The organism is Mycobacterium sp. URHB0021, from assembly GCF_054057895.1.
Map to the genome: position 1 here is coordinate 4,416,900 of NZ_JBSRZT010000002.1, position 18,935 is coordinate 4,435,834.

The following is an 18,935-nucleotide window of genomic DNA, read 5'->3' on the forward strand; positions in this document are numbered from 1 at the left end:
GTGTTCTTTCTAGTTGGCAGACGCCAGCGCGGGGATCGTGCTCGGATCTGTTATCGGCCGCCGGTCCTGAACGAATCGGATGATGGCCTCGCACAGCGCGAGGTCGTGAATTGCGTCTTCGGCGCTCGTGGCCGGCCCCTCCCCCGTGACTACACAGTGGTGAAAGGCTTCCAGCTCGAGCTTGAAACCGCTTGCATACGAGATTATTTCACTAATTTTGCGCGACTTGACAGTACCTGTTTCACCCTCGATGAGCTCGACGGTCGCCGGTGCACTGCGAAGAAACGGCGAGGGAAAGCTCAAGGTCACCCGTTGTTGCGGGCCATATAATGCGAACTCCATTTCGTAGCGGGTGATGCCGGGCAAGTCCATCCAATGGATCGCCACCGACAGTTCGCCGAACTTGAGGAAGACCGTCAAGTGACCGCTCTGCATGTCGACATACTCCAAGCTCGTCGGTTCACCGAGTACGCCACGGACGGTGTTGAGCTCGTGGACAAGCGTGTCGAGCAGAACGAGGTGATATTCCTCGCGCAGGAACGGGTTCGCCTCGCCAATTGCCCGGGTGATGCTCGCCTGGGTCTCCGCGGTGAAGTCCGCGATGGCATCCTTCGGGATCGGCGCGACCGGTGCCAGTGCGTAGTGACCGATGTAGGGCAGGAAAGGCGACTCGAATGTGGTGACCCGCATGAGCCGTGGTTCCACGACATTCGCCGCGACGTCGCGGAAGCGCTCATATGCCGGGTCGTAGCGCTTGGGGTATGCAACCATCAACGTCACCCCTGCCTCGTCGGCGGCAGCCTTCATCTCCAGACCTTCGGCCACGGAGAAGCACATAGGCTTCTCCACCAGGACGTGCTTGCCCGCCTTCGCCGCCGCGATGGCGATCGGCGCATGACTGCCCGAAGTCAGAATGAAGACGGCGTCGATGTCGGCGTCGTCGAGCATCTCCCTCCAGTCAGTGAACGTCGTGCCGATGTTGTACCGCTCGGCGTTATTGACGGCGTTCTCGCGCGAGATATCGCATAGTGCAATGATTTCGAAGCGGTCGGACAATTCGCGCAGATAATTCAGGTGCATGACCTGCGCTATTACGCCGGCACCGACGACACCTACCTTGAGCCGGTCTGTCATTGGGTTTCCCTCCTGCATTCCGTTGCGGCGCTTAGCGGGATGCGGCCAGCGCGGATTTGATCAGAACTGCACTTTCCTTGACCCCGGTCTTCGAGTCGACGAACGGGTCCTCGTGCTCGATGGAGAACGCCTGGACCGCGGAGCCGTCGAAGCGCGCGATGAACTGGCGCCACCATCCAGCGTCCTTGCCATGGCCGGGAACCGAGAAGTTCCAAGGCATGCTCTCCGGACTTGCGGGCCACCGGTGGTCGAGCAGGCCATTGAGACCGAGGGCATCTTCGTTGAAGGTCACGTCCTTGGCGTGTACGTGGCCGATGCGCGGCATGATCCGATCGACGACCCGGTCGGCATCCATCTGCATCCAGAAGAAGTGGCTGGGATCGAGGTTGGCGTACAGGTTCTCACCGAGAGTGATGAACTTCTCGAAGGTCTCCACGTTGTAGACGGTCGTGCCTGGGTGCAGCTCGATGCAGATCTTGACGTCGGGGTTCTCCTCGGCTGCGAACTCCGAGAGCCCAGACCAATAGGGAACCACGGACTCCTCCCACTGCCGGTCGTGCACGCCCTCCAGATACGGGAGCCAGCCCCCGGCGCCGAACACCGCAGCACGGTCTCCTGCGGCACCCCCTGCAGCACCCGACATCGCCACGATCGTTTCGGTACCGAGCTCACCTGCCAGCCGCACCGCCCGCCGCAGCGCTGCGTCGTGGTCGTCGGCGATCGCCTTGTCGGGATGCAGCGGATTGCCCCACACGTTCAATGCGTCCAGCCTGATGCCGTGGTCTTCGAGTGTGCCCAGCCAAGCCTGTCGAGCCGGCGCATTGGCGAGCAGTCCGTCGGGATCCAGATGAGGATGCGGGGCATAGCCACCAGCACCGACCTCGATTGCAGTGATCTCTGGTACCTCGTTATTCAGCCACGTCAGCATCTCCTCGAGAGATTGGTCGAGGAAAGCCTCGAGCACTACCGAAACGTCACACTTCTGCACTAGCGGGTTCTTCCAATCGGTTGGTTTTCTTGGTGACCGAGGCCAGCACCTTGACCAGGCGCAGCGCTCCGAATGTCACGCCGGCCACTGCCAGCGTTCCGACCAGCATCAATGTCGCCAGGGCGTTCACCTCCGGCGTGATGCCGAACTTGAGCTGGTTGTAGATGTAGATCGGCAGCGTCTGATCTGCGCCGATGATGAAGTTGGTGACGATGAACTCATCCAACGAGAGCGTGAGTGCTAGCAGCGCCCCGGCGATGATGCCGGGATATATCAGAGGGAGCACCACGAATAGGAGTCGCTGCAGCGGGCCGGCCCCCAGGTCGGCAGCGGCGCGCTCTAGATTGCGGTCCAACGCCTCCAGCCGAGAGGACACCACCAGGATGACGAACGGTGTCGCCAGGACGGTCTGCCCGATGATCGCCACCCGCAGCGAAGGCTGGATGTGCAAAACGTTCGTCGCCAGCACCAAGATGGCCACGCCGATGAGTAGACCCGGCATCATGATCGGTAATGTGATGAAAACTCGCACTCCGCCGCGATTTCTGATGTTGGCGCGAACCAGCGGAAAGGCCGCCGCGCTACCGATGAGCGTCGCGAGCACGGTTACCCAGAAGGCGACAAAGAGCGATTTTTCCAGCGCATCGAGAATGACGGCATCGTGCGACAGCCGGGCATACCAGTCTGTCGTGAAGCCCGCCATCGGGAAACCGACGACCGCGGATGAGTTGAACGACAACAGGATCAACACGGCTATCGGGGCGAAGAGGAAGATGTAGATACCGATGCCGTACAGCGACAGAATGATTCGAAACAGCCGGGCCCGTGGATTCACCGCCTGCAGATCGTCAGACATAGATATCCTTCGTGTCGAGGCTACGCCGGAAGATGATCAGCACGATGAGGATCACCAGCGCAATCAGCACGCTGGCCGCCGATCCGAGCGGAAGCAGGAAGCCCGAGAAGAAGTTGGCGACCAGGTTTCCCATCATCACGCCATTGGTACCGCCGATCGCCGCAGGCGCGAGGTACTCACCCAGAATCGGTATGAACACAAAGATTCCGGCCGTCACCATCGCCAGGCGCATCTGCGGCAGAAGGGTGTTGGCGATGGCCCGCATCGGCGTTGCACCGAGGTCGACAGCCGCGTGCAGGAGCCGCCAATCGAACCGTTCCAGCGACGCGTACAGCGTGAGCGCCGCGAACGGAAAGTACAGGTAGACCAGGACGATGAACACGCCAGGGTTGTCGTACAGGAACAGCCGAATCGGCTGGTGGGTGAGGCCAAGCGCCTTGAGCAACGAGTTGATCGCACCGTGGTCACCCAGAATCGCCACCCACGCATATACCCGCAGCAGATAGCTGGTCCAGAACGGCAGGACCACAAGAAGAAGGCCCACCCGCTGCAGTCTCTTGGGCACGTAGCGCACCAGCCAGTAGCAAAAGGGAAACGCCAATGCCAGCGCGGTCACCGTGGCGAGGAAGGCCATCAGCACCGTCTTCCCGAACGTCCGCACATACGTACTGGTCGCCATGATTGTCGCGTAGTTGTTCTTGGTGAACGCCGGGACCAACTCGTAGTTCTTGGTGACCCAAAACGAATAGACGACGATCAGGCACAACGGAGCGATGAAGAAGACTCCGAAAAGGACTGCGGCCGGCGCAAACCCAACGTACTGACGCCAGTCTCGGCGCTCCTTCTTGACATCAGCACGTTGACGTTCTGCCCCGCCCGGCCCCCCGCCCGCATCGCGGGCGGTGGAGGCAACGGTCATGTCACGCCCCGAAGACCTTGTTGAACGCCTCGGTGTAGGCCTGCTGGTCCTGCGCCGGTCCCTTGAGGGTCATTGCCAACGCCTTCTCCGGGTTGTCCATGAAGAGCCTCTTGGCGTTGTCGGCTGTCTTTGGATCGTTCGTCAGAGCCTTGGCCGCCGCCTCGTTGAACAGCGGGCGCCAGTTCGTGGTGAAGTTCGCCACGATCCACTCGGATTTCTGCATCGCGTCCAGGAATGGCTTGACCAGCGGTTTATTCGCACCCTTGGCGTTGATCATCTCCGAATCGATGAAGCCGATCGTGCCTTCGGGCGGGTAGGCCGACTTGATCTCTGGGCCACCAGCGTCCTTGATGCGGACGTCGGTACCGAGGTTCGAGATACCGATGGCGGCTTCCCCACTGGCCATCATCGTCACGATCTCATTATTTTGCGAAGCGAGCTTGACCATGTTGGGTTTGAGGGCTCCCAAGAAATTGGACGCGGACGAGATCTGCTCGGGGGTCTGCGCGTAGGGAGACTTGGAGCCGGTGGCGATCCCTGCGATCGCCATCAGGTCGGTCGGGATGTTCTCGGCGACGATCAGGCCCTTGTACATCGGATCGGTCAGCGACTCCCATGATGTCGGCGGGGTCTTGATCTTGTCCGGGTTGTAGTAGATCTGCACTGTCGACCACGAGAACGGGTATCCGAGCGCACCCTTCGGATCGTTGAGGAAGTCGAAGTTTTTGGCCATCGAGTACAACTCGGAGCTGGACGGGATCGAAGCCAGGTCGAACGGTTCGATCAGGCCGCTCTCCATATACTTCTTGACCCACAGCGCATCCGCCGAGACCATATCGAACTGCGGTCCGGTCTGCTTGATCTGCAGGAAAGCATCGGCGTTGTCGGAGAACAGCTTCGGGCGGCCAGTGATCTTGGTACTCGAAGCAACCTTGGCGAGCTGGTCATTGGAATAGTGGTCCGACCAGGTAAGCCAGTTGACGTCCCCGCCGGACCCCGACCCACCCCCACTGGATGAATCACTCCCGGAAGAGCACGATGACAACAGGAGCGGACTTGCCGCACCCAACATCAGCGCTCCCCTGACGAACGAGCGGCGGTCTAGCTTGATCTCAGTGATTCCGGGCATGGCGATTTCCTGACTCTTAGTGGATCACTACAGAGGATGAGCTGCTTCCTTCGACCAGGACAGCTTCACGAATTCACCCGTGTCAAGGCCGATTTCGGCTAGATTCCGTATGTCGTCGTCATTCAACGACAGCACTACTTGCACTTCCGAATTCTCCAGCCGAAGCACCATGCGCGTGGTTGATCCGAGGTATCCACGCGAGAGTACTTGTGCACCGATGAATCCGTCTCTGCCGATCTGCAGGGCTTCGGGCCTGATCACCAGAGATGTGACGGCTGCGGGCGCCTGCGCTGAGATCGGCACTCTGGCACCGTTTTCCAGTACGAAGGTGTCGCCGTCCTTCTTGCCATGCAAGATGTTCGACTCGCCGATGAAGTCGGCGGCGAACAAGCTGGCAGGCTGGCGGTAGATCTCCTCCGGAGTTCCGATCTGCTCAATACGGCCGTCGTTGAGTATCACGATACGGTCCGCGAGGGCCATCGCCTCTTCCTGATCGTGTGTGACGAACACGAAAGTTGTGCCGACATGGCGCTGGATCAGGGAAAGCTCGGTCTGCAGCCGCTTGCGCAGTTTGAGGTCCAGGGCACCGAGCGGTTCATCGAGGAGCAGAACGCTGGGTTTGTTGACCAGCGCGCGAGCAATGGCGACGCGTTGCGCCTGGCCGCCGGAAAGCTGGCTGACCGGCCGCTCGGCGAACCTTGCCAGGCCAACCAGGTCCAAGGCTTCGCGTGCGCGGTCGTGCTGCTCGACCTTGGGCACCCGAGCCATCCGCAACCCAAAGGTCACATTCTCGACGACATTCAGATGCGGGAACAACGCGTAGGACTGGAAGACCGTATTGACAGGGCGTCGGTTCGGCGGTCGTTTCGTCATATCCTCGCCGCCGATACGGACCACACCGGACGACGGCTGGACAAAGCCGCCGATTATGTTCAGCGTTGTCGTCTTCCCGCAACCCGATGGCCCCAACAGGCAGAAGAACTCCCCATCGAGGATATCCAGGTCGACGGGATGCAACGCCACCGCATCGCCGTAAGTCTTTCCCACGCCCCGCAGTTCGATCGCGTTCGCACGCTCGACCGTACTCCCGGCGGGCTTTGCCAAGAGTTCGTCAACCGGGAAACTAGTCAATGCTGACCGCCCTTCGGGTGCGTGCACTCGTTTGGATTGCCTCGACGATGGCAACCATGCGATATCCCTCGGCAAGAGTCGGATAGCAGACATCGGCCCCACCGATCGCCGAATAAACATCGCGAAACAGATTTCGGAAGGCGTCGCCGAACCCCTCGACGTGACCTGCTGGCGCGAACGACAGGCGGGCGGCAGCAGGAGCCAAGGCTGCGGGGTTCCTGATGACGGTTTCGATCGACCCGTCAGCCCGGCGATGGATGATTTCGTTCGGGCGATCGACCTTCCAATGGAAGCCACCGTCGGTGCCGTCGACGTCGATCGAGCAGCCATTCGGCTCACCGGCCGTGACGCCGGAGAACGTCGCGGACCCGACCACACCGCCGCTGAATTCCAGGAAGAGCCGCACGTAATCCTCGGCCTGGACCTTGATCGGCTGATCGTTGCTGTACCGAATGGGCCGCAAAGTGGAGAATCGGGCATCAACCTCGATGATCCGGCGGTCAGTGACGTATTCGGCCAAGTCGAGCCAGTGCACTCCGAGATCTGCTGTGGCGTAGGAGGTTCCGCCAATTTCGGGATCGAATCCCCAACCCCAGTTGTCGTGATTGGAATCCCATGACATGAATCCGCCGCGAAGAGCATTGACCTCGCCGAGTTCGCCGGCCAAAATACGTGCGCGCAACTCGGCAACCATCGGATACGACCGTTTGGTCAGACAGACGGCCGCGTGGACGCCGGTTTCCATCGCGGCGGCGATCAGGGCCGCCGCCGAGGCCTCCTCGGTCGCCATGGGTTTTTCGATGATGACGTTGATTCCGCGCTTGACCGCTTCGGCGGCGTGTGCGACGTGGAGTCCGTGCGGGCTGCAGACGTGCAACACGTCGGGCTTGGTCTCGTCGAGCATGGCACCGAGGTCACCGAACGCACCCGCCGGCGAGCTCGTCGGAATGTCACGGGCCTGCCGGCCTGGCTCGCCGACAGGACGGAACTCGTTTACCAACGATCGAGCCTTTGCGACATCGCGTCCGCAGACGCCGACGACGGTCGAGCCCAGGTCCTGTAATCGCCAACCGTGAATGCGGGAAATTCCCCCGGTACCCACGATCGCCGCCCGAAGCGGAGGAGGGTAATAGCTGCTCGCAGCAGCTGCAGCCACGCCTGAATCGGCAGAGGGATTGATCGCTGCTGGCACTGCCATGTGCTTCTCCGTTTGCTGCAACCGCGCCCGTTCCGCGCGCGGGACGGAACCGTCCGCCCGCGCCGGCATAACCGAGTGAGTGAAGTCTGGACATGCCTTGACAGCTTGTCAATACATCGGTACAAGAGCTCATTAGATGACTCGGCCGCAAGACTCGAATTGCGTCCACGAGATCTCGGGCGGTTGGATCGTTCCGCCGCGTTTCATTCACGGATCCGTTCACAACAACTTCACAGGAACTCCGGGTAAATCCACGCGCAGGTCCGACTCGGACGGCCATGGCCGTCACCTTAGGACTGCCAATCCTGAGAGCGCGGCGGCGCGAGCGCCGGCCGATTGGCCACGATAGTGCTCACACGGCCAGCAGCTTGAAGCCACGACACCGGGTGGGTGTAGCGCTCCACGAGCGGGCCGATCGCCGTGCGGTGCTGCGGGCCCACGATGACGTCGCCTTCCCAGTGTCCGGGCTCTGAACGGTCCTCTGGAGCGAACGGACACGCTGGTGCACGCTGAGCATGGTTCGCGGAAGCGTTGCCGCCGCCGGATGAATCGCATGTGGGCGGCGGTGAACGCGGCCAGTGCGCAGTGGAGAGGGGCGGTCCGGCGCAGCAGCAGGCTCTTAGGCCGGTAGAGCTTTTGCTAGATGGTCTCGGCAGCAAGATGGCGGCAGTCAGGCCGGTCGGTGAACTCGCGGCGCAGGGCACGGCTGATCTGGGATGGCTCCATCGTTGTGCCAGAAGCTCAACAGGACAAGCACCGACATGGCCATCGATGAGGACGCCATTCCACCTCGTCCCGGCGCCAACATCAAGCAATGCGAGACCAGGTCGGGTTAACCCAAGCGGTCACGCAGGCGAGGACGATCGACTCCGAGAGCCTGCGTGAGTTGGCGGCCGAAATGGGCTTTTGGGCCGCCACTACCGAGGAGGCTGACATCGAGCGGCAACGTCGGTCGGTTACCGTTTACCCTCCACCTCTTCGCGGGCGAGAAACCAAGCATTCGCAGCACTTCCACAGCTAGCTCTCGGCATCTCGAAGGCAACACCACAGTAATTCTGTTGGCTAACTTCAGGTTTCACCGCGTGCCGCTTCGGTAATCCCTCTGCAGAGGGTTCGCGTCTGGCCCTCGCCCGACGGCTGGAGCGAATCACCGACCGAATGGAGTGGTCAAGGTGACAGCTGGACAGTGGAAGTTGGGGCCGGCGACTATCGGTGTCAGCGCGGTAGTCGCCATGGCAGTGCTCGGTGTGACCTTCGGCGACGTCAGTTCCGCTGAGCCCGCACAAGTCGTCGGTCCGCTCGCGCCCCAGGCCACCGAGCAGACGATCACGACAACGACACCTCCGACCGCGCCGGAGACCAGCGTGGCAACCCCGATAGCGACCGCGACCACGCCCTCGGGCTTCGCACCGGCTCCCCGTCCGTAGTTGCTGCCGGCTCGACGCGCCGGACTGTGACTTTGCTTAGCCTCTAGGAGTCCGCGGGCAGCTCTTGCCAGTCCGCTGGTGAACTTGTTCATGATGACGGCGGTCGTCCCTGTGAGGTCGACAGAGACCGGCACTGGCAGGGATGCCAATCCGCGGGCGGTGCTCGTCGCTATTTCGACGGTGGTGGCGCCGGCACCGACGAGGGCGTTGCTGCGGGCTGGCTTGCACCAGGCCGGCGGCGTGCAGGTGCCGACTGATCGTCGCGGCCGACACGATGAGGTGGTGGTGATGTTGCAGGTGCCAGGCGATGGTGTGTGGCCCGTGGTCGAGTCCTTTGCCGCGCAGTTCGCCGCGGAGGTCGGTGATCAGGTCGATCGTGGACTGCGGTAGTCGGGTGGGGCTGGTGCGGGGTCGGCGCGATCGAGGTTGGAAGGCTTTCTCACCCTCGGCCTTGTAGCGGGCCACGAGCCGGCTGATCCAACTCTGGGAGACCCCGTAATCGCGTGCGACCCGCGATTCGGCCATCTCATCTGACCGCGCCGAAAACCCCAGAGGGTTAGGCTGAATCATGTCCGCAGAAGAGGCTCCGGTCACCGTCCTCAGCGAAGACGAGTGCTGGAGTTTGCTATCAAGCATGTCGTTGGGCCGAGTAGTCACAATCCTGGGCGGGAAGCCGGAAATCTTCCCGGTCAACTTCGTGACCCAACGCCGGACGGTGCTCTTCCGAACTGCCCACGGCACCAAGCTGTACAGCGCTGTGATGGGCGACTGGGTATGTTTCGAGGCCGACTACCACGATCCTCCCCTCACATACGGGTGGAGCGTCATCATCAAGGGCAGAGCACATGTGTTGTCCTCCAACGCCGACATTTTGGACGCCGAGGAAGCACCGTTGCGGTCGTGGGTCGCGATGGTGAAGCCTATCTACGTACGGGTGATCGCCTCGGAAATCACCGGTCGAAGATTCAAGTTCGGCCCGGAACCGAATCACGAAACAATCATCAGTTGACGACTGCTGCGCGACGCGGCATCGAAATCGCGACGTGTGGCCTATGACCTCGTGTAACCCAGACTCCGTCATTCAGGTGAGCAAAGGTACACCGTGGCTGGTCGACGTCCGTGGTGGGAAGGTGCTCAAGAATGTTGCTCTTGATCCAGCGATCCTCCATTTGCAGCCGGGCTTGGCCTCGTGGACTCCGGGCTACCAGTGTCATGATCCGAATGCGGTTGAAGCCATGCGCTGGCCGTCCTGACGGACTTCGATGCCACTGTCCTACAACGCCTTCCGGAGAACACGGGCACGCCCTACCGCGGCGCTGGGGCTGCAGTCGCCGTGGTGCATCCCGGACGGAGGAACTCAGAACCCCCCTCCACTCCACGCAGATGCAGTGTTCGGCTGATTTAGCGCCCGTCATGCGCTGACACACTTAGATCACTCATCAAACTTCCGCACGCGCGATCGGCAAAGGGATGGCTGAGATGTCGGCTTATTTTGGAGAAAGCCCCCGGCACTGGGTGGTGGACGCCGTGTTGCCGTACCGATCCACGGTGATTACGGCATCGCCCTCATAGAGGAACTTGAATCGGGACATATCGGCCAGTGAGGCGGTTGCGTTGACCGCCTTGGCATCTGGGTTGGAGATCGGCATCGTGCTCCAGACACTCGACAAAGAATTGGTGGAACGCTATGGCACGGGTGATTGAGCAGGTTTCTCTGACCGACGGCGGGTGGAGAACTCGTCAGTGCATTCCGTTTGGCAGTAAAGGCGGCCAGGCGCTGCCTCCACGAGGCGGGGCGAAGCGACACGATGTCAATCTCCTCATAAACGCGGGCATCTACCGTGACCGCAGCCTGGCCGAACCAGCGCTCGCGGCGATGATTCAAGAGGACATCGGCGCCAATACCGAAAGACGCGCACAAACAGGCCCACGGCACGTTCTCATTCGATATTTCAAACGGATCCTGTAGAGTTCTCACCGCCTTGCAGATCGTCTGGCGTTCTCCGAGACCCAGATCGTCTGGCGTTCTCCGAGACCCAGATCATCGTCGCCGACGACAAGCGAACGCACACCGCCTCCTTGGCGGCGGCGTTCGTCCGTGCGAGTGATCAGATCCGGCCGGGAGGCCGCGTTCTTCTCGTCGCCGCTGGAGCAGGCATCGTTGCCGGCGCCACGGTGTATCGACTGCCGGACGGAACGGCGCACCTCAGCTATAGGACCGCTTCTTGGCACGCCGCAAAAGCAAGGTCAGCCTTCACGTGCGAGTTATTGCGGTGCTCCAGCGTTAGTCGGGTTTCTCCGCCATGACGTGGTCTCGGCGAGTTGGGACTGTTTCGATGTCGTGCGCCTCAGCCATCGAGCCGCGGCACGACAACGCCCACCGATTCCTTGCCCCGCCCGCGAAGCAGCGCTGTGGCTCTGGCTTGGCCGCCGTGATCGTCGAGCGAGATGTCGATAGTCCAGTCGTAACGGACGTGACCCGAGTCGTCTCTGCTCATGGCAGCTCCTATGTACGGCGTCGGGTCGGTTAATGCGGGACGGAGCGGGGGCCTGACTTACGCAACGGTGAAGTCGCGGTCGGGCTCGGAGCCAAACGAGAACCGCCGGCCGGTGACACTCAGCGGGCGAATTCGAACGAAGTGTTGCTTGACCGTCGCGGTCCACGGAAGTAGCTGGGCCCGCTCCGCCTCGCCGATCTCGTCGTCGGTACGAAGCAGGCGTGCCATGCCCTTCACGATCACACTCCAGCCTTCTGCGACATTGTGATCGTCAGCCTCAAACAGCACATTGTTGTTGATCGCCGCACTGACCAGCTTGGTGCCCTCGGCCGTGCGGAGAAGCACCGTGCGGTGTTGCACCACGAAATTGACCGGAAAAATGTCCGGCTGACCATCGACGCTCGTCACGAGTCGTCCCAGTGAGGCGCCTGACAGGAGATTCCAGCACTCGGTCTCCGGCAAGATCGAGACGGGTTGAGAGTCTTCAGACATGGCCGCAACGCTACCGACTTCGGAGTGGTGGCGTAGTGGTCCAAAGTCCCACAATCGACGAACTAATGACCCGAGAACCTCCCTGCCCTGCAACAGATCATCCGCATCGCCGGTGATGAAGGGCTTTGACACGACACCTGCCGGAGTTCCGCAAATGTCAGTGAAGGCCCTCGAAGCACGAACCGGCACTGAAGGCCGGTGTTGGTCTCGTTGACAGTGAAACTTCCGCGTGCCGAACCTGCGATCTTGACGCGGTGGAACGGGACCCCCTGCGCCTCAGGGAGATCGCTGCGACATCGCCGGTCGCGCCGCCCGCGGGGAAGATCGCTGTGACCGATGCACCAAGGTGGTAGGCGACCTGCGCAACGTTGACGAGCCGGCTATTTCGTGGACCTTTTCAGTAGTGCCGAAGTCAGTCGACGGCGCGCCGTTCATGCCTCGAAGCTTGACCAGGGTAATCACTCCACGCCAGGGTCCTTTGGTCCACCCTCGAGGACCATTGACCCTGGTTTCTACGCGGCGTCTGGCTGAGGTTTGGGTAATGCGAGACACCATGGTGCACACCGAAGTCATCAAGAATGCAGTGCAACTGGCCTGCCGCGCTCCATCGCTCCACAACAGCCAGCCGTGGCATTGGGCAGCCGAGGACGGCATAGTCCATCTGTACCAAGACAAGGATCGGGTCCTCTACTCGACCGACCACTTGGGCCGCGAGGCGCTGATAGGTTGCGGAGCCGCACTGGACCACTTGCGGGTGGCAATGGCGGCCGCGGCGTGGACGGCCAATGTAGACAGATTTCCCAACCCCAACAATCCACTCCATCTGGCGTCGATCGATTTCAGCCCGCTCGAGTTCGTCACAGCGGGACACCGTCGCCGCGCGGATGCCATAATGCGGCGGCGTACCGATCGGCTTCCTTTTGCCGAGCCGCCAGACTGGGATTCGGTTGAGTCACAGTTGCGCAGTACTGTTACCAGCGACGCCGTCCGGTTCGACGTCATCGCCGACGAACTGCGCCCGGAACTAGCAGAAGCCTCTCAGCTCACCGAATCGCTTCGCCTCTACGACTCGTCGTATCACGCCGAACTTTACTGGTGGACCGGGCTGTTCGAGACGCGCGAGGGGATACCTCACAGTTCTTTGGTATCGGCTCTCGAGAGCGACCGCGTCGACATCGGACGCAACTTCCCCGTCACCCGCAACAGTGATCGACGACCTGGATTCGATCACGACCACTCCAAAATCCTCGTGTTGTCCACGTATGACAACGAACGCGCGAGCGTGCTGCGATGCGGTGAAACGCTTTCCGCCGTATTGCTTGACGCGACAATGGCGGGACTGGCCACGTGCACGCTCACCCATATCACTGAACTACGGGCAATCCGAAACATCGTCGCGAGCCTGATCGAACAGACCGCAACGCCCCAGCTGTTGATTCGCGTCGGACAGATCCCTCACATCGAAGACGTACCGCCCGCTACCCCCCGGCGGCCGATCGATGAGGTGCTCGAAATTGTGTCGAAGGAACGTTGACCACGCCGCAGGAGTCAACGTGCGAGATACTCTGAGTGCCCAAGGGTTTTGAGCATGTCGTCTCTGCCAAGCTGCTAGACGGCGCGGTGATTGCGCTCCGCAAGTTGATCCTTGCCGACGCCGCCGACGTCGTTCGATTGTACGAAACGCTCAGCGACGACCAGTGCTAGTAGCGCTTCTTCGCCGCGCACCCCGCTCCACCTACAGACATCGGCGCTGTCAATGACAGAACCGTCGGACACCTATTACGCCCTCGGCGCATTCGGATCCGGCGAGCTGCTCGGCGTCGCGAGCCACTACGTCGAGACCGCCACAACGGGGCGTGCCGAGGTGGTGGTTGTGGTGGCTCATAGCCAACACTTGCGTGGAGTGGGTACGGCGTTGCTTTGTCGGCTAGCAGTTATCGCCCAGGAAAGAGGTGGGCATCATTTCGTCGCCGAGGTGCTGGCTGAAAACCACCCCATGCATCGGGTCTCGACCGACTCCGGTTGGCCGTGCACTCGACACCTCGACGGACCGGTCTTACATGTCGACGTCGATCTTGATGCCATCCCAGAATAGGCATTTGCCGTGAGCCGGAGCCCTCGGCTTGCCGCGGTCCGGGATTGCAAGGGGTGCGAGCCGAAGACCGGCTGGCCGATCGCTTCGCCCGAGGCGAGATCGACGAAGACGAGTTCCGGCGGCGGACGACGCTGCGGCGGGAACACCGGTGACCGCGATGAGGTCCTGCCGGGGATCGCGGGAATTGGCTATCACGCTCGGCGCGGTGGTAATCGCAATCGCAAGCGCGGTGGCGATGAGCAGTCACCGCTGCGCACGCTGGTTCAGGTGGTCAGTTGCCTCGACAAATAGCTGATGAATGCTGCCGCCCGTGATCTGCAGCGGCGCTAAGATCAGCACCGGTGACTGTGGACGGCCTCCCTCATGACTGAGACGCAGCGCGGATCTGAGTTCGCCGAACTAGGTGGGCGGGCCGTGATGCGGCGCATGCACGACCAGGTCGACGAACTTCTCGCTGGGCACGACTAGATGGAGTGCCTTCTGCGGGTCATCGTCGATATCGGCTCCGACCTGTCGCTGGAAGCGACGCTTCAGCGCATCGCAACCGCTGCAAAAGAGGTCACCCGAGCTCGCTACGGCGCCCTAGCGGTGCGCGCCCCGGACTCCGCACTGGTGTCCTTCGTGCACACCGGCATCGATGACGAGCTAGTCCAGCTAATTGGCCATTTGCCCGTTGGCAAAGGCCTGCTTGGCGTCCCTCTGGTGGAGAACGCAGTGCTTCGGCTCGATGATCTGACCACGCACCCCGCCACCGCTGGGTTTCCCGAGCACCATCCCCGGATGAAGGCTTTCGTCGGTGTGCCTATCACGATTCGGGGTGTGGCGTTCGGAAGCTTGCACGTCACCGACGACGTGCCCGATCGCACATTCGGCGAAGCCGACCAGATAGCTGTCCGAGTCCTGGCATCGGCAGCCGCCACAGCCATCGACAATGCTCAGCTGTTTGAACGGGCGCAGACGTCCGCCCGGTGGACCGAAGCCAGCCGTGAGATCACCACCGCCCTGCTCGGCGACACTCGACCAGCGATGCCGCCCATGCAGCTGATAGCCGAACGTGCGCGAGAATTGACCGATGCGGAGCAGGCCATCGTGCTCGTCCCCACTGAGGATGACATCCGCGACGACGAGGTCGAGACCCTCGTCGTCGATACCGCCGTCGGAGTGCACGCCGAAGAAGTCATGGGCCAACGGATTCCTGTCGACGGATCGACCAGCGGCGAGGTGTTTCGATCCGGCATCCCCCTGATCACGGAGTCCTTCCGGCGTCCTATCCAGGCGTTCACCGATATAGGCCGACGCCCCGCAATCGTCATGCCGTTGCGGGCCAACGACGCTGTGCTCGGTGTCATCGCAGTGGCACGAAATGAGGGCCAGCCTCCGTTCGATGACAGCTACCTCGATCTCATCAGTGACTTTGCCGGACGCGCCGCGATCGCCCTGACCCTGTCAAACGCCCATGAACGTCAACAGGAGCTCACCGTCCTTGCCGACCGTGAGCGAATCGCTCACGATCTGCATGATCACGTCATTCAGCGCTTGTTCGCCGCCGGCATGGATCTGCAGGGCACCATCGCGCGTTCCCGATCGCCCGAAGTCGTCGAACGCCTTTCGCGCACGGTCGACGACCTGCAGGCCACAATCAACGACATCCGCAACACCATTTTCAAGCTGCAAGCAAGTAATGATCCCGGCTCGACGTTCCGGGCCCGGGTCGAACAACTTGTCGCGGATCTGACCAACGATCGGAACCTCGCTGTCGAATTGCGCATGTCAGGTCCCGTCGGCGTCATCAACGCGGACCTCGCCCGGCACGCCGAGGCGGTGATCACCGAGGCGATCAGCAATTGTGTCCGCCACGCTGACGCATCACGACTCACCGTCCGCGTCACCGCAGCAGACCTGTTGACTGTTGAGGTCGCGGACAATGGTCGCGGCATCGCCGCCGAAAACACCCGCAGCAGCGGATTATCCAACATGCGACAACGCGCTGAACAACTCAGCGGCACCTGCGAATTCTGCACCCCCTCCGGTGGCGGGACTGCCTTGACATGGAGTGTGCCGCTTACCGACAGCTAGGGGTGGCGGGCGGTAACGATCACCGGCACCCGCACCTCCTGCGTCACGGCGGTGCCGGCCGATCCGGGTGTGTGCGCTCACCGGCCTCTTCCACCCAGATCGTGATGTCATCACCGGCTTTCATGTAAGGGGAGGTGTCGACGGCACTGGTGTGGGAGGTACCGCGAAACACCCAGCGAAGCGGCGTGAGATTCGAGTGTCATACGGCAGCCTGTTGACTGAGCTTTCACGTGTCACGAGTGACCCGACGGTCTCAATGGTGGTTCTCAGCGCACAGCAGCCGCAGAGCCCAAAGTCCCCGTATCGTAGGTCATTGGCCTCGGGCGCGAGCTGAAATTCACGACTGGGCCTCTGCACGCAATCAGTCTGTCGCCTGTCACGCTTCAGCATTCGTGCATCGACGTCTAGAAGTCGAAGAAGGACCCGTCGAGTTGTGTCACGGTTTCAGTCAAAGCGCGACGTGGTGTTGCGCGCAACGAGTCGGCGTTGACGGCTGCCCAGCCGACTCGAACCAGTATCTGCGGGAATTGCTCATCTTCGAACACATCCTCTCGAAGCCCCTCACGAGTCTTCGCGATTTCCAACGGTTCGGAGATCGGGCAGCTGGCCAAACCTAGAGCCGTGGCGGTAAGCAACACCAGACTGACCGCCTCACCGGCGCGCAACCGGTCTACCTTTTCGTCTGCGGCAGTTCCGAGAGCAAGCACCAACGCGCCGTCCTGTGAGGAAACGCCAGGCGGCTGGGCCAGCGCGGTCGCGGAGAACAGACGTCCTGGTACTGACGCGGTCGGATCGGATTCGGGGGTATTGCGCGCGGGAACGCCGGCGGTCGACGCGTACCTGCCGCTCCCCGCCGTCAATTCGGTCAGGTAGCCAGGGTCGCTGACGTGTTCGTACACGGCCTGAGCGAGCAGCGCGCGAAAGTCCGCCGACGTGTCGATGCGACGCAGTACCACCCCTGCCCGAGCGGCGCGCGCACCCATCAGGGCGACATCACCCAGTGGGACCGACCATGGGCTGTAGTGCCGACGATCTGTGCGCCGACGCGGGATAGCGGCCGCCAACGCGACATCGACCTCCCCCGGCACCGCTCGGCGAACCGAGATCGACGCCAGATGGTCGGGATCGGATGGATCAGGCATGTGGTGCACCTTCGCCTGCCACCCCAGCGCAGTCAGGGCAACCGTGCAGTGGTTAAGCGCTGCACCGCAACTGACCGTCAGATCACGACGATCGGGGTCGGTGTACTCGAGGTGTAACGAGTTCTCGGCGTATAGGTGCAAACTGTGCGGACCCACTCGCCAGCGCCATGGCTGCGAATTATGCACGGAGGGAGCGCGATTGGCTAACAACAGCGCCGCGCGCACCGTCTCCATATTCGGGAAGTTAGCAGTCATCTCCGGTCCACTTTCAGCAGAGAATTGGTCGCTCCCATCCTGCTTCGGTCAGAACGGACATCGATAGAGAAAGAAGTCCCCAGTTCAAGTTGTGTCGAGAGAAGTTGCCACGAAGCGAGTCCAAGCTCCGGCGGACGCAGCCACCCCAAACCCTCCTGGCGATTCAGCGCAGCGGTCGTCCGTCGCTCAGGAGCCGAGCTGCCATTGGCGCGGTGACCAATGGCCCTGGCACCTGTGTGAGCAGCGACTAGCGTCGACTTCATTGAATTGGGATGGTGAAGATGACTGATACGATGCCACAGCCCGCGACAGTCCGACATGCTGTGGAACTGGCCTGCAGGGCCCCGTCATTGCACAACAGCCAGCCATGGCGGTGGGTGACCGAGGGGTCGACGCTGCACTTGTTCGCGGACTTGACGCGAACAATGACGGCGGCCGACCCCCAGGGACGCGAGGTCTACCTGAGTTGCGGGGCCGTGCTCGACCACTTGGTGTCTGCGATGGCCTCCGAGGGTTGGCGCTCATCCGTGGACAGGTTCCCCGATCCCCACGACCCATTTCATGTGGCGGCGTTGCAGTTTTCCTGGGCCCCTGACGAACGGACGGAGGAAACCGTCTCCCGCGCGCTGGCAATCCGTGAGCGTCGCACGGACCGTCGGCCGTTCGACACTCCGCCCGATTGGGAAGACCTGGAAGTACGGCTGCGCTTGACCGTGATTCCCTATCACATCATGTTCGACACGGTGCTCACGAATGCGCGGCGGCGGCTGGCCGAGGCGTCACGACTGACCGAGGCGATCCGGCAGAACGATCCTTCATACGAAGCGGAGTTGGCTTGGTGGGCTTCGTCATCGGTCGTGGACGAAGGTCTTCCGTCAACGTTGCTCACGTCGCCGGCGTCGCCCGGCCCTGTCGATGTGGCTCGGACGTTTCCCGCCGCTTCGTATGGTCGCCATCAGAAAGACAGCGGCGCCATCGATTACTCCAACATCGTGGTGTTGTCCACCCGGCATGAGGATGCACGGTTGGAGGTGCTGCGCTGCGGCGAAGCGCTTTCAGCGGTGCTGCTCGATTGCACCGCGAACGGAATAGCCACCTGCACGCTGACGCACATGACCGAGCTTGCCCAAAGCCGGGAAATCGTCCGCCAACTCGTTGGTCAGCGCGGTCTACCGCAGGTGTTGATCAGGATCGGCCAGGCGCCCCAGAACGGCGAGACCATCACTACGCCTCGCCGGCCCTTGGCCGAGGTGCTTGAGATCCGTAACTGATTGGTATCGAAGTTTATGACGTCACCACAACAGTGACTTAACCAGAAGACCCGACCACGATGAGTCGGGGACAGGTCAAGTGAGTCATCCGTTTGCTCCATTCGGCGCCGAGTATCGCGTCTACGTCTGGGACTAACTCGCTGCGAGCTCGTCGCCGGGGCGGTTTCCCCCTAAACTCAGCGAATCGCTACGCCTCTACGATTCGGCACACCATTCCGTACCCATCGGTACAACCGACTTCGTACCGAACGAGGACATCCCGCGAAGCTCGTTGGTCTCAGCCATCGAAAGCGACCGCGTCGACATGGGGCGGGTCTTCCCGTC

General features: G+C 61.8%; 17 protein-coding genes and 3 pseudogenes. 9 read left to right on the forward strand and 11 right to left on the reverse strand.

Annotation, left to right across the window (positions count from 1 at the left end; genetic code table 11):
* Positions 1-9 precede the first annotated feature (9 nt).
* From ACVWWN_RS24105 to ACVWWN_RS24135, 7 genes are read right to left on the reverse strand one after another with little or no spacing between them, the layout of a single operon-like run.
* Complete coding sequence (locus tag ACVWWN_RS24105) at positions 10-1,152, reverse strand: Gfo/Idh/MocA family protein (RefSeq protein WP_457146100.1); 1,143 nt, start codon at positions 1,150-1,152, stop codon at positions 10-12.
* Positions 1,153-1,165: 13 nt separating this feature from the next.
* Complete coding sequence (locus tag ACVWWN_RS24110) at positions 1,166-2,098, reverse strand: sugar phosphate isomerase/epimerase family protein (RefSeq protein ID WP_457146101.1); 933 nt, start codon at positions 2,096-2,098, stop codon at positions 1,166-1,168.
* Positions 2,099-2,108: 10 nt separating this feature from the next.
* The gene (locus ACVWWN_RS24115; protein ID WP_457146102.1) at positions 2,109-2,978 is read right to left on the reverse strand and encodes an ABC transporter permease; all 870 of its coding nucleotides are present in this window, start codon (positions 2,976-2,978) and stop codon (positions 2,109-2,111) included.
* Positions 2,971-3,897, reverse strand: a complete 927-nt coding sequence (locus tag ACVWWN_RS24120; RefSeq protein WP_457146103.1) for an ABC transporter permease — start codon at positions 3,895-3,897, stop codon at positions 2,971-2,973. The genes ACVWWN_RS24115 and ACVWWN_RS24120 overlap by 8 nt, the downstream gene beginning before the upstream one ends.
* A 1-nt stretch (position 3,898) precedes the next feature.
* Positions 3,899-5,026 carry an ABC transporter substrate-binding protein gene (locus ACVWWN_RS24125; RefSeq protein WP_457146104.1) on the reverse strand — a complete coding sequence of 376 codons (1,128 nt, stop codon included), beginning with the start codon at positions 5,024-5,026 and terminating at the stop codon, positions 3,899-3,901.
* Positions 5,027-5,053: 27 nt separating this feature from the next.
* Complete coding sequence (locus tag ACVWWN_RS24130) at positions 5,054-6,130, reverse strand: ABC transporter ATP-binding protein (RefSeq protein ID WP_457146105.1); 1,077 nt, start codon at positions 6,128-6,130, stop codon at positions 5,054-5,056.
* 19 nt (positions 6,131-6,149) lie between these two features.
* Entirely contained in the window at positions 6,150-7,355 is a 1,206-nt protein-coding gene (locus ACVWWN_RS24135; RefSeq protein WP_457146106.1) for a Gfo/Idh/MocA family protein, read from the reverse strand.
* Positions 7,356-8,527: 1,172 nt separating this feature from the next.
* On the opposite strand from ACVWWN_RS24135, the gene ACVWWN_RS24140 reads away from it, so the two are divergent.
* Complete coding sequence (locus ACVWWN_RS24140; protein WP_457146107.1) at positions 8,528-8,782, forward strand: hypothetical protein; 255 nt, start codon at positions 8,528-8,530, stop codon at positions 8,780-8,782.
* 36 nt (positions 8,783-8,818) lie between these two features.
* Here ACVWWN_RS24140 and ACVWWN_RS24145 read toward each other — a convergent pair whose 3' ends face one another.
* The gene (locus tag ACVWWN_RS24145) at positions 8,819-9,418 is read right to left on the reverse strand and encodes a helix-turn-helix domain-containing protein (protein ID WP_457146108.1); all 600 of its coding nucleotides are present in this window, start codon (positions 9,416-9,418) and stop codon (positions 8,819-8,821) included.
* On the opposite strand from ACVWWN_RS24145, the gene ACVWWN_RS24150 reads away from it, so the two are divergent.
* The 3 genes and pseudogenes from ACVWWN_RS24150 to ACVWWN_RS24160 all read left to right on the forward strand — a co-directional run.
* Complete coding sequence (locus ACVWWN_RS24150) at positions 9,351-9,791, forward strand: pyridoxamine 5'-phosphate oxidase family protein (protein ID WP_457146109.1); 441 nt, start codon at positions 9,351-9,353, stop codon at positions 9,789-9,791. The genes ACVWWN_RS24145 and ACVWWN_RS24150 overlap by 68 nt on opposite strands.
* Positions 9,792-10,213: 422 nt before the next feature.
* Positions 10,214-10,486 (forward strand): annotated as a pseudogene (locus ACVWWN_RS24155) (3-oxoacyl-ACP synthase); the annotation flags it as partial.
* A pseudogene (locus ACVWWN_RS24160) lies at positions 10,470-10,776 on the forward strand (3-oxoacyl-ACP synthase); the annotation flags it as partial. The pseudogenes ACVWWN_RS24155 and ACVWWN_RS24160, both read left to right, overlap by 17 nt.
* A 354-nt stretch (positions 10,777-11,130) precedes the next feature.
* Here the strand turns inward: ACVWWN_RS24160 and ACVWWN_RS24165 are convergent.
* Both ACVWWN_RS24165 and ACVWWN_RS24170 read right to left on the reverse strand, forming a co-directional pair.
* Positions 11,131-11,280: a hypothetical protein gene (locus tag ACVWWN_RS24165; RefSeq protein ID WP_457146110.1), complete on the reverse strand. Its 150-nt coding sequence runs from the start codon at positions 11,278-11,280 to the stop codon at positions 11,131-11,133.
* Positions 11,281-11,337: 57 nt separating this feature from the next.
* Positions 11,338-11,772 carry a pyridoxamine 5'-phosphate oxidase family protein gene (locus ACVWWN_RS24170; RefSeq protein ID WP_457149255.1) on the reverse strand — a complete coding sequence of 145 codons (435 nt, stop codon included), beginning with the start codon at positions 11,770-11,772 and terminating at the stop codon, positions 11,338-11,340.
* A 541-nt stretch (positions 11,773-12,313) separates the two neighbouring features.
* On the opposite strand from ACVWWN_RS24170, the gene ACVWWN_RS24175 reads away from it, so the two are divergent.
* The 4 genes and pseudogenes from ACVWWN_RS24175 (at position 12,314) to ACVWWN_RS24190 (ending at position 15,943) form a co-directional block, all read left to right on the forward strand.
* Positions 12,314-13,306: an Acg family FMN-binding oxidoreductase gene (locus ACVWWN_RS24175; RefSeq protein ID WP_457146111.1), complete on the forward strand. Its 993-nt coding sequence runs from the start codon at positions 12,314-12,316 to the stop codon at positions 13,304-13,306.
* Positions 13,307-13,528: 222 nt separating this feature from the next.
* Positions 13,529-13,867: an N-acetyltransferase family protein gene (locus ACVWWN_RS24180; RefSeq protein WP_457146112.1), complete on the forward strand. Its 339-nt coding sequence runs from the start codon at positions 13,529-13,531 to the stop codon at positions 13,865-13,867.
* A gap of 47 nt (positions 13,868-13,914) precedes the next feature.
* A pseudogene (locus tag ACVWWN_RS24185) lies at positions 13,915-14,019 on the forward strand (SHOCT domain-containing protein); the annotation flags it as partial.
* A gap of 316 nt (positions 14,020-14,335) precedes the next feature.
* Entirely contained in the window at positions 14,336-15,943 is a 1,608-nt protein-coding gene (locus tag ACVWWN_RS24190; RefSeq protein WP_457146113.1) for a GAF domain-containing protein, read from the forward strand.
* 404 nt (positions 15,944-16,347) lie between these two features.
* Here ACVWWN_RS24190 and ACVWWN_RS24195 read toward each other — a convergent pair whose 3' ends face one another.
* Complete coding sequence (locus ACVWWN_RS24195; RefSeq protein WP_457146114.1) at positions 16,348-17,340, reverse strand: Acg family FMN-binding oxidoreductase; 993 nt, start codon at positions 17,338-17,340, stop codon at positions 16,348-16,350.
* 293 nt (positions 17,341-17,633) lie between these two features.
* Here ACVWWN_RS24195 and ACVWWN_RS24200 point away from each other — a divergent pair, with 293 nt between their 5' ends.
* Positions 17,634-18,611: an Acg family FMN-binding oxidoreductase gene (locus tag ACVWWN_RS24200; protein ID WP_457149256.1), complete on the forward strand. Its 978-nt coding sequence runs from the start codon at positions 17,634-17,636 to the stop codon at positions 18,609-18,611.
* The last annotated feature ends 324 nt before the right edge of the window (positions 18,612-18,935 follow it).